The organism is Streptomyces yerevanensis (assembly GCF_000716805.1).
Taxonomy (GTDB): Bacteria; Actinomycetota; Actinomycetes; order Streptomycetales; family Streptomycetaceae; genus Streptomyces; species Streptomyces flaveus.
Map to the genome: position 1 here is coordinate 1 of NZ_JNWJ01000117.1, position 10,413 is coordinate 10,413.

The following is a 10,413-nucleotide window of genomic DNA, read 5'->3' on the forward strand; positions in this document are numbered from 1 at the left end:
GGCGGAGGGGGCGGAGGGTTTCGGGCTGGGAGGTGGGACGAAGCTGGCGGTGGTGCGCACCGGGCGGGACAGCGTGATCGCCTTCGAGGTACGAGGGCCGGTCGGGAACGACGGGGAGGTCTGCGCGCAGGGGGTGCTCGTCTATCGCGTACGCAGCGAGGCCGTGTCCGGAGACGGACCGATCGAGGTCCTCGACGCACATCCGGACACCGCGGCCTGCCGGGACAAGTCGGTCTACCCGCCGCTCGCGGACGCACCGGTCGGGCTCGGGGAGAGCTTCACGGTGCCGGGGGAGGACGTACGGGTCGAGGTGGAGGACCGTAGGGCTTCGGGGGCCTGGACGGTGACGGTCTCGGCCGGGTGAGCCGGGGATGTACGGGTACGCAAGAAGCCCCTCGCTTCCGCGAGGGGCTTCTCACCGTCTGTGCGCCGCCAGGGACTCGAACCCCGGACCCGCTGATTAAGAGTCAGCTGCTCTAACCAACTGAGCTAGCGGCGCCTGCTGACGTCGTAGACCTTAGCACCCTGATCCTGGGGAGGAAAAATCGATATCCGGGCCGCCCGAGCTGCGCGTACGGCTGCCCAGAGCAGGACCTCAGGGCCCGGCAGCCAGGGACTGCTGGTGTCGGGGGCGACGAGCCAGCGGGCGGGTGTGGGGATGGGCGCGGGGGCGGGCGTTGTGCTCGTGGGTGGGATCGTCACCGCATCGCCCCTGCCGTGGCAGAGCAGCGGCGGGATCGCTCGGCAACGGCCCGCGCCGCCGTCGGAGCCCCACTCCTCCCACTCCAGCAGCGCGGGCAGGCGCTGCGCGGTGCCCGGGGTCGCGAACAGGAGCATCCGCCCCCGGTGCGCGGCCACCGGTCCCGAACCCGGCCCCTCGCCCCACAGCCGGTCCAGCATGCGGCGGCCGAAGATCGCGGGGGCGTTGACGACGTCGAAGGCGGAGCCGCAGGGCAGGACCGCCGGTGTGATGGGCCGGTCGTTCCGGACGGCGAGGATGGGGTGCCTTTGCGCGGAGTGCCTTTGGGCGGACGCGAGCCAGGCGGCTCCGTCCGAGGTGAGGGTGAGTGCACCTTGCGCGACGGTACGTGCGCTGGGCGCGACGGTGCGTGCGGGGTTGCCTGTGCTGCTCATGCCGCTCATGACGCATAGGTCTACTGGCGGTGAGGGTTCGATTGCGAGGAGTCGCCGGAAATCGGGACAGGAGGGGTGCGAGTGGGGTAGCTTGCCCACCCGGCATATGCCGCGAGGTCTTTTCGCCGGTTCAGATCATGGCCGCCGGCTCAGGTCAGGTCACCGACTCCGTGCCCGAGTCCCTTGCCGTTCGTCCCGCTGAGCAGTTCCTTGCCGAACTCGACCATCCTCTTCGCGTAATCCTCGGTCCACTCCGCCCGCTCGGCGATGTCGGCCGGGGTGAGCCGGTCGAACCGGCGGGGGTCGGCGAGCTGCGCGGCGGCGATCGCCTGGAACTCGACGGCACGGTCGGTGGCCGCCCGGAACGCGAGCGTCAGCTCCGTGGCGCGGTCCAGCAGCGCCCGTGGATCGTCGATCGACTCCAGATCGAAGAAATGCTCCGGATCGGAGGCGGCCTCCGCGGGCTCGAACAGCAGGGGCGCGGGGCGAAGCCGCGGCTCGTTCCGACGCGGCGTTTGCTCCGCCATGACTTCTCCTCTTCGTACGGTGGACGACCCGTCCGTGTGGGTGGGCCACCGTCCATTGTCTCTTGACCGCGCAAGTGGGCCTCTGGCCGTGCGGGTGGGGTCTCAGGACCGGCTCACGGGCAGTCGGTCACCCGGGCACAGATAGAAGAGTTCGGGATCGCCTTCGTCCAGGCCGTGCAGCAGGCCGGCCGGGCTCCAGCCGGCCTGCTGCAGCAGTCGCTGCATGGGGTGGTTGGACACATTGGTCGAGGTGAACAGCTTCGGGGTGGTGCACGCGGCTTCGACCGCCTTGAGGAGACGCGTGCCCACGCCCTTACGGCGGGCGGTGGGTGCGACCATCAGCAGGGTGACGAAGCCCTGCTCGAAGAAGGTGTACTCCAGCACGCCGTAGCCCAAAGGGCCGGACGCATCCTCGGCCAGGAGTACCAGGCCTTGTTCGCACCAGCGTCGGGTGCTCGCGCTTCGCGCGTCATCGCCCGCTGCCGCGAGGGAGTCGATCCCGGCCAGTTCGGTCCAGTCCGAGGCGTTCGCCCGGCGCACCACCGGGCCGCCGGGATTCTCAGGATTCATGGCAGGGGCCTCTCCGAGCTGCTGCTACTACGGCTGCCATGGCACCCGGTGTTCCGACAAGTGGGACAGCACCGCATGGTTCGCTTCCCAGCCGTCCGGGAATTTGATCGTGACTCCGAGCTGGACCGGTTCCGTCGAGGGGTGGTCGTCCAGGAGGTCGGGTATTCCGGCGCGGCTGATGACGATGCAGGCGTGGCGGTGGCGGGAGGCGAGGACGCAGAGGCGGCCCGTTTCCAGGTGGAAGGCCGTGGCGTCGGGGCGGCCCGACAAGGGGTGCAGGACGACTGTGACGTCGTATTCGCGGCCCTGGAGACGGTTCGCCGTGTCGACGGTCACGTCCCCGGCGCCCAGTTCCGCCAGCGCCGAGCGGACCGCTGCCGCCTGGTCGCGGTGGGCCGTGCCTACGGCGATGCGGTCGGCGGTGAGGGGGGTGGGGTCGGGGGAGCGTTCGGACGTGGCCGCGCCGCCTCGGTCCAGGAGGCGGCGTACGACCTGGGCGAGTGCTCGTACCGCCTCGGGGTCCGTACGAGGCGTGTGCCGGGCCGGGAGTTCCAGCAGGCCCCAGCCCGTCTCGGCCGCCTCGTCGATGACGCGGTCGGGGCCCGAACCGTCCGACGGGATCGCGAAGTCCAGCCGCCGGTCGTCGTGGTCCGTGCCGCTGCGGAACGGGGTGTACGGGTAGAACGCGGCCGAGACCAGCGGCGCCGCCGACGCCGGGAGCCGCCAGGAGACGGGGAGGCGGTGCTGCGGCAGCTCCGGGTTGTGGGCGAGCAGCGTCGTCACGGCCGAGGCGGACGGGTCGTACGACAGGCCCGCCCACTGCTCCGAGCCGACGATCGCGAACGGGTCCAGCTGGCCCGGATCGCCCACGAACAGCGCCCGCTCGAAGAGACCGGCGACGGCGAGCAGCGCGTCCGAGCGCATCTGGTACGCCTCGTCGACGATCGCGTGCCGCCAGGGCTCGACGCCCTTGACGTGGGCCCACTTGGCGGCCGTCGAGATGACGACGTCGAGCCCGGCGAGGTCTCCGGCCTTCGCCGACTTGCGGACGTTCGGCAGGTCGTCGAGCGCCTTGTCGTACGGGTCCGCGTCGCTGCTGTGCAGACGGCCGACGGGCAGGTCGGGGTTCTTCTCGGCGAGCCGCAGGACCAGGTCGTCGACCTGTGCGTTGGTCTGCGCGATGACCATCAACGGGCGCCCTGCGTCGGCCAGTTCGAGTGCGGCCCGGACGACGAGCGTGGACTTGCCGGCGCCGGGCGGGGAGTCGACGACGACTCCGCGGTGCGTCCCGTGCAGGGTGTCGCGCAGGATCGCGTCGGTGGCGCGGGTGGCTTCGGCGCCGGGGTCGAACGCAGCGGTCGTGGTCGTCAAAGGGTGTCCTCCTCGGTCACCGGGTCGGCCGGGGGATCCGTCGCCTCGCCCGGTGGACCGCCGTGCGTCCACGGCGTGTCCTCCGGGTCGGGCAGCTTCGCGCCGCCCCGCTGCTCGTGCTCGAAGAGCGTGAAGCAGACGCGGTCGCCCTTCTCGGGGACGGAGCCGGTCTCGGGTTCCTTGCCGCGGCCCATCTTGTCGACGATGCGCAGGACGATGCTCATGCCTCCGGTGTCGGCGCCGTCCTCCTCGTACGACCCCTCGACGTACTCCGCCGCCTGCGGCTTTCCGCCGAGCGAGCGGTAGACCTTGGCGCGCTCGGCGAGGTGCGGCCGGTCGTCCGTGCGGACCGTCACGAGGGGGCGCGGGCTGGGGCGCTTGCTCTCGCTGTACGCCATGACAACGTCCGTGACCTCGCCCGCGAAGGCCTCCCCGGCGAGCCGGCGTCCGGCCATGACGAGCGGGTCGTCGAGGGCCTCCTGTGCTTCGAGGCGGGCCTGTTCGCGCTCGCGTGTGGCGAGCTTGTTCGCGGCGGTGACCGCGTCGTCGCGGCGCGGTTGCGGGGGTTCGCCTGCGAGGACGCGGTCCCGGTGGCCGGTGAACGACCAGCGGTCGCGGGTCCAGCGGTCGGCGGCGTGGGCTCCTTCGGGCAGGGTGCGCAGCAGGTCGAGGCCGCGCCACACCGCGTCCCAGGTGGGGCGGGTGCGGCTTTCGACGAGGTCGCGGATCTCACGCTCGGCGGCGGTGAGTTCACCGAGCCGGTCGTCGGCCTGCAGTCCGTCCTCGGCGGCGGCGAGTGCCGTACGCGCGCGGTCGTAGCGCTCGATGGCGGGGGCGAGCAGCTTGTTGTCGAACGCCGGGTCGGTGGCGGGTCCGGCGGGCGGGCACAGGAGCTGCCCCCTGGCGTCGCGCTGGAGCTCGGCCCGCAGCGCGGCTTCGGCGCCGGAGGCGCCCTCCGCCGGGTCGATCCAGGCGAGCAGCGCGCCGAGGTGCTGGTCCTCCAGGCTGCTCTGACCGGTGGCCCAGTGCCGCGACAGTACGTCCGTGAGGGCGAGCAGCAGCGCGGAGCCGGGTACTCGGGCCCGCTCCCCGAAGTGCGTGAGCCAGCGCCCGAGGAGCGGTACGTGCGGGGGCGCCGGATGGGGGGCCTCCGGCTCCTGCTCGGCGGTGCGGCGGAAGCGCATGGAGCGCCCGAGCAGCCGTACGAACTCGATGCCGGCACGACTCGGCACGATCAACTGCGGTGCGTCCGCGCACAGTTCGACCTCGACCTTGATCCGCTTCCCGGTCCCCGGATCGGTCTCGGTGCGCTCGGCGGCCTCGACGTTCTCGGCGTACGAGTCGATGTACGGGAGCACGACTCCGGCCAGCTCGGCGAGGAACGCGAACCGCAGGTCCCTGTCCCGCGGCTGCGGTACGACGAGCAGACGGGGCGCGTCGCGGTCGGTTCCGACCAGCGCGCCCAGCGGCGCCCCGGCCTCACCGGCGGTGGTGAGCGGCACGAAGACGAGCGGGCGCTCGGTGAGGTGGCGGTGCCGGACGGTGGCGAGGGGCTGGGCGCGGCCGGTGTCGACGGCTTCGAGGCGGGCGAGGGTGGCGATCAGGGACATGAAGCCCCCTCGCGGTCGGGCGACCGGCTTCCCAGCGCCTCCGCCCGCAGCTGAGCCGCCCTCCGGAGCGCGGCGACCGCCGGGTCCGCCGGATCCCCGGCCGTCCCGCGCGCCGCGTCCAGTACGTCGTCGACGCTCGTCAGGCCGCCCAACTCCGCCCGCAGGGAGCGCCCCAGGGACGTCACCGCGCCCTCCGCGCGAGAGCGGGCGCGGCAGTGGAAGGCGAGTTCGCAGGCGGAGAGGCACTCGGGGGCGTACGTGGCGGGGACCGACTCGACCGCCGCCGTCAGGTCGGGGGTGGGGAGGTCGGGGGCGAAACAGGTGCCCTCCGGGAGGGCGGCGGCGATGTCCTCGATGCGGGTGAGGCGGTCCAGCTGGCGGCGGGTCACGGAGCGCTGCTTGCGGACGTCCACGGCGGAGGCGGCGGGGAGGTTCGAGAAGTCCTTCGGGCAGACCAGGAGCACCGAGTGCCGTACCTCGGGCGCGGGGGTGAGCCGGTCCGCGACCCGCTCCAGCGCCAGTACGTACACCGCGGCCTGGCGCGCCGCCGCGCCCACCTTCGCGGCGTCCGCCGAACCGTCCAGCATCGGGAAGGACTTGATCTCGACGACCGTCCAGCTGCCGTCGGGATGCACCACCACCGCGTCCGGCTCCAGGAAGGCGGGGGAGCCCGCGACGTCCAGGGCGAGCATGGGGTGGTCGAGCAGCGTCCAGGCGCCGGCCTCGGTGGCCTCGCGCAGCGCCAGTGCCGTACGCGCCGCGCGTCCCTCGGGGCCCACGGCCGCCAGGTCCGGAACGAGACCGGCCACGGGCGGCTCCGCCCCGGCGTCCAGCTTCTCGTGCACGAGGCGCAGCAGCTCCGCGCCCCCGTCGGCCTTGACCCGCGCCTCGAAGGCGTTGCCCCGCATGAACGCGAACTGTGACTGCCCGAAGGCCGACGGCGAGCCGAGCGCGCTCGCCAGCGCCGCCTTGTTCACCCCCGCCCCGTCGAGGATGGCGCGCCGCTTGCAGCCGGGGTTCGCGGCGAGCGCCGCCAGCGCCCGCGCGTCCAGCGGCTGCGGCGGGACCGCCGGACCGCGCAGCTCAGCGAGCCGGTGCCGGAGTCTCGTCCCCCGCGTCGGCGGGACTTGCTTCGGGATCGGCTCCCTGCTCGGCGCCGGGACCATGGCCGGCACTGACCTTGCGCTGTCCGGGAAGTCGCTCACCCGGGGAAGTCTGGCATCCCCCACTGACAATTGAGGAACCTGTGCCCCGCGAGCCCACTGTGACTGATGCCGGGACTGATTCCGGGACCGGCACCCTGACAGGCGTCGAGCCGGACTTGACCGGTGTCGAGCCCGATGTGACCGGTGCCGTGGCCGAGGTGAGACGCCATGTCCAGAACCGCTCCCGAGCCCTGTCCGCCAGCCGCAGCACCGGCCGGGTCAGCAGCAGCCCGACGCCCATCACGGCGGCGCCCGCGAGTGCGTCGAGGAAGTAGTGGTTGGCGGTGCCCATCACCACGATCGTGGTGATCAAGGGGTACGCGACCCCTGCGACCTTGGTGAGCCGCGTGCCGCCGTACCGCCACAGCATGACCCCGCACCACAGCGCCCACCCGACGTGCAGGCTCGGCATCGCCGCGTACTGGTTGGTCATGCCGCCCAGGCCCCGTGGTGCGCTCGCCTCGCCGCCCCACCAGCCGTAGTCGCTGTACTGGGCCATCGTGTCGATGAAGCCGTAGCTCGCGGACAGCAGCCGGGGCGGGCAGGTGGGCAGCAGCGTGAAGCCGATCAGGCCGATGAACGTGGAGGTCAGCAGCCAGGTGCGGGCCGCTCTGTAGCGCACGGTCCGCGACCGGAAGATCCATATCAGGATGGCGGGCGTGACCATGTAGTGCAGCGACGCGTACCAGAAGTCGGCGGGTATGCCGAGCCAGGGCTCGCGGGTGAAGAGGCGGTTCAGCGGGTGCTCGGCGTTGAGGTAGAAGACCTTCTCGACGCGCAGGATCGCCAGGCCGTTGTCCACGGCGGTGGTCACGTCCCCGCGCGCGAGCAGCCGGCCGGCCGAGTACACGGCGTACACCAGGAAGATCAGCGGCAACTCTGCCCACCAGCGGGGCCGGGTGCGCGATACCGCCTCGGTGCCCGGTACATCGGTCCGCCGCATCCGATCGCCCTCCCCCTTCTCCCCCGTGGCCGATGCGCCACGCCCCAAGGCCCAACCTATGCGAACGCCTGAACGGGGCGCCTCGATCCTCGAAGACGCAGAGATCGCCCAATGGGTTGCCCGAAGAAGCCTGGGCGATGACGGAGCGATTCACCAATGGGTTATTTCCGGTCCATCCCGGATCCGCCTCTGATACGTCCCTGATCCATCCGGAGGCCGAATCTGTGCAGGGCCGGGCCTACGGGAAGCCCGCGATCGAGACGTGGAACGACTGCGGGCACCTGACCGTGGCCTAAGCGCTCCGCTGGGAGGCGCGGATTGAAGCTGCGGGTTCGTTGTGGCTGGTCGCTCCCCCACTCTCGGCTCCGCTCGAGCGGGGGACCCCCATCGCGGCGGAGCCGCACATCGATACGGCCCCGCGCCCCTAAGGAAGCCTGCGGCCTCCCAGGGGCGCGGGGCCGCACCGGACTTCGCCAGACCCGCTTAGTCGTAGCCGTAACGGTCAGGTGCCCACGTAAAGCACCTTCGGAGCGCCGGAGCGCGTAAACCGTCTGCCCTATGGGGCCCCCGCCCCATGCCGTCCCCGCGTCATACCGCCGCTGCCCTATGCCGTCCGCGCCATCGCCGCGTGCCGTTCCAGGAAGTCCGACACCCCTGTCGCGCGGCGATGCGGCAGCAGCACCCGGGCCGTGCCCGCGAGCATCGTCTGGACCCGGGAGGACTGCACCTCGTCCAGGAGGTCCAGTACGCGCAGTCCGGCCGTGGCGGCCTCGTCGGGGTGGCCGGCGCGGGCCAGGTCGTCGGCGAGTTCGGCGGTGTAGAGCGCGATGTTGCGCGTGAAGTGGGGGTCCTGGAGGCGCGCCGCGCGCCGGGCGTGGTGGGCCGCGCGCGGCCAGTCGCCGAGCGTCGACCAGCACTGGGCCTCCAGGCCCGCCAGTTCGGCCGCTCCGTAGAAGCTCATCCACTCCGGGTCGGCGTCGCAGGGCCCGCGGTCGAACAGCGCGTGGGCGCGGGCCAGCGCCTGTTCGCAGCCGGTGCGGTCGGCGAGCCCGGCCCAGCCGCCCGCCTCGCGCAGCGCGAGCAGCGACAGAAGCCGGGACGAACCCAGCGGACGCGCGGCGCGCTGCGCGGCCTGCGCCGCTCGTACCGCCTCCCGCGGGCGGCCCGCGTCGCGCGCCAGGAAGGACGTGTTGCAGAAGGCGTGTGCCTCCAGGGCCGGGTCTCCGGCCACCCGGGCGGTGGCGAGGGCCTCCGCGTAGTGCGAGCGCGCATCGCCGAAGCGCCCCGAGTCGTGCGCCAGCCAGCCCACGGAGATGGCCAGTTCACCCGCTCCCGCGTGCAGCCGCTCGGCGGTCGCCCGCCGGGTCGCGCCCGCGTCCAGCAGTGAGTACGCGGCCCGCAGTGGAGCCGCCGCCCTTTGGTACAGCCCGTCGGCGCCGTGCCGGTCGTCGAGCAGCCGGATCTGCCGTACGGCTTCTTCGAGCGCGCCCGCCTCGGCCTCGCCGACCCGGTGCACGGGACGGTCGGCGGCGACGGCGGGGCCGCCGAACGCGAGGCCCAGGGGGCCCAGGGAGGCGGCTGCCATGGTGGCGGTGCCTCCGGTCATGAATGCGCGACGTTGCACGTCGCTCTCCTCGTGGTTCTGATCGTGGTACTCGTGCGGGTCTTGAGGGTTGTACGGGTGGTACGGGTCTTGCGTGCCGCACGTGTCTTGCTCTTGCGTGTCCTGCGTTTCATACGGCTCGTGCGCCCCATCCGTCTCATGCGGGGCATACGTCAGGCTCGTGGTGCGTGAAGGGAGCGCCTCGTCTGTGGCGCGCGCCCCGCGTCCGCGTACCGATGAGCGGGGCGCGAAGCCCAGGTCGGTCAGCGACCGGCCGGGGAACATATGCAGGAACACCCGCTCGTACGCGTAGTTCGGGCAGCGGATCTCCCCCGCCTCGACGCGCCCCACATAGCGCGCGTCGCAGCTCACCCGCTCCCCGATCTCCCACGCGGCCCGTCGCACCGCCGCGGCGAACTCGCCCGGCGAGCGCTGCCCGCGCAGCTCCCGGAAGGCGAGGTTCGGCCGCGGTGGCCGAGGTGACTGGGACGACGAGGTCGTCGTTGACGACGCCATGGCCGGGCCCTCTCTCGCGAACCGTCGAACCATGCCGGAACCAGGGCGAGTTGATCACGTCCCATTCGGGTCGGTCACGTCCCCGCTCGGGCTTCCGGCGGGCAAGAACGTACCCGCTGTGACGAGTCGACCACGCGAGGTTTGGCTACAAACCGGATATCTCATCCGTGATCTGCCATGAACTGCCATCCTTTACGGCTGAGTTGCGCCGTAGCCGTTGACATCCGGGGGCGTTGAACCATGTGGTGACTTCGATCGAGGAGAGGTTCCATGATGGAGGCCGGCATGGAGACCAGACAGAGCATCGATCCCCCTGCGCCGCTCCCGATGGCGGCCCCGCCCGGCGGTGAGGAGGGGGCGGAGGACCCCTGTGACCTTGTCACCGTCCCGACGCGGCAGGGCCTGGAGGCCGTCGACATCCTGCGCCGGGGCGCATCGGAGGCCGTGGGCCCCGTCCTGCACGACGACAGCTGCGACACCCTCGGTTTCCTGGTGCCGCCGGGCACGGCCGACGCCTGGGACGTACCGGGCAGCACCTGCACGCAGACCGACGGCCGGGGCATCAGCCTCATCGCCGAGGCCGCGGCCTGTGAGGGCACGGGGTCCGGAACCGGCTCCGGTGAGCCGCCCGTCGAGGGCTCCGGCTGGCTTCTGCCCCCGGAGGACTCCGAGCTCGCCACTGACCCGGCCGTCCTGCGCGCGGCGCTCGACGAGGCGGCTCGCTTGATCGAAGCCGCCGATAACTGCTGTTAGGTGCTGCGGGCGACGGCCGGTGGTTGTCTGCGGGTTGTAGTGGGCTGGTCGCGCCCACGCGGCGGAGCCGCATATCGACACAGCCCCGCGCCCCTATGGGGCGTTGTCGCTGAGCCTCGTTCTCCCGCACCCTGATAATGGGCTGATGGCACGGGCGAAGGCGCAGCCGAGGACCAAGCGG

At 72.2% G+C, this 10,413-nt stretch carries 10 protein-coding genes, 1 tRNA gene and 1 pseudogene; 3 read left to right on the top strand and 9 right to left on the bottom strand.

Annotation, left to right across the window (positions count from 1 at the left end; translation table 11 throughout):
• Window positions 1–364, top strand: a pseudogene (locus tag OP79_RS47250) (M6 family metalloprotease domain-containing protein); the annotation flags it as partial.
• Window positions 365–425: 61 nt separating this feature from the next.
• Here OP79_RS47250 and OP79_RS47255 read toward each other — a convergent pair.
• The 8 genes from OP79_RS47255 to OP79_RS47285 all read right to left on the bottom strand — a co-directional run bounded on the left by OP79_RS47255 (window position 426) and on the right by OP79_RS47285 (window position 7,360).
• Window positions 426–499: transfer RNA gene (locus OP79_RS47255), tRNA-Lys, on the bottom strand.
• Window positions 490–1,134: a hypothetical protein gene (locus tag OP79_RS51185; protein WP_063742150.1), complete on the bottom strand. Its 645-nt coding sequence runs from the start codon at window positions 1,132–1,134 to the stop codon at window positions 490–492. The genes OP79_RS47255 and OP79_RS51185 overlap by 10 nt, the downstream gene beginning before the upstream one ends.
• Before the next feature lie 149 nt (window positions 1,135–1,283).
• A complete protein-coding gene (locus OP79_RS47260) occupies window positions 1,284–1,661 on the bottom strand; it encodes a hypothetical protein (protein WP_033329406.1) in 378 nt (125 codons plus the stop codon).
• Between the two features lie 102 nt (window positions 1,662–1,763).
• On the bottom strand, window positions 1,764–2,231 hold the full coding sequence (locus OP79_RS47265) for a GNAT family N-acetyltransferase (protein ID WP_033329407.1): 468 nt from the start codon (window positions 2,229–2,231) through the stop codon (window positions 1,764–1,766).
• A gap of 27 nt (window positions 2,232–2,258) precedes the next feature.
• The gene (locus tag OP79_RS47270) at window positions 2,259–3,602 is read right to left on the bottom strand and encodes an AAA domain-containing protein (RefSeq protein WP_033329408.1); all 1,344 of its coding nucleotides are present in this window, start codon (window positions 3,600–3,602) and stop codon (window positions 2,259–2,261) included.
• The gene (locus tag OP79_RS47275; protein ID WP_033329409.1) at window positions 3,599–5,212 is read right to left on the bottom strand and encodes a hypothetical protein; all 1,614 of its coding nucleotides are present in this window, start codon (window positions 5,210–5,212) and stop codon (window positions 3,599–3,601) included. The genes OP79_RS47270 and OP79_RS47275 overlap by 4 nt, the downstream gene beginning before the upstream one ends.
• Entirely contained in the window at window positions 5,203–6,378 is a 1,176-nt protein-coding gene (locus tag OP79_RS47280; protein ID WP_051745803.1) for a hypothetical protein, read from the bottom strand. Before OP79_RS47280 ends, OP79_RS47275 begins: the two co-directional genes overlap by 10 nt.
• Window positions 6,296–7,360, bottom strand: coding sequence for a phosphatase PAP2 family protein (locus OP79_RS47285; protein ID WP_033329410.1), 1,065 nt, complete (start codon window positions 7,358–7,360; stop codon window positions 6,296–6,298). The genes OP79_RS47280 and OP79_RS47285 overlap by 83 nt, the downstream gene beginning before the upstream one ends.
• A gap of 137 nt (window positions 7,361–7,497) precedes the next feature.
• Here OP79_RS47285 and OP79_RS55785 point away from each other — a divergent pair, with 137 nt between their 5' ends.
• The gene (locus tag OP79_RS55785) at window positions 7,498–7,656 is read left to right on the top strand and encodes a hypothetical protein (protein ID WP_157857523.1); all 159 of its coding nucleotides are present in this window, start codon (window positions 7,498–7,500) and stop codon (window positions 7,654–7,656) included.
• Window positions 7,657–7,964: 308 nt separating this feature from the next.
• Here the strand turns inward: OP79_RS55785 and OP79_RS47290 are convergent, their stop codons facing one another.
• Window positions 7,965–9,479, bottom strand: a complete 1,515-nt coding sequence (locus tag OP79_RS47290; protein ID WP_033329411.1) for an NsdA family TPR-like regulatory protein — start codon at window positions 9,477–9,479, stop codon at window positions 7,965–7,967.
• Window positions 9,480–9,749: 270 nt separating this feature from the next.
• Between OP79_RS47290 and OP79_RS47295 the strand changes: the two genes are divergently transcribed.
• Window positions 9,750–10,232 carry a hypothetical protein gene (locus OP79_RS47295; RefSeq protein ID WP_033329412.1) on the top strand — a complete coding sequence of 161 codons (483 nt, stop codon included), beginning with the start codon at window positions 9,750–9,752 and terminating at the stop codon, window positions 10,230–10,232.
• Window positions 10,233–10,413: the final 181 nt, after the last annotated feature.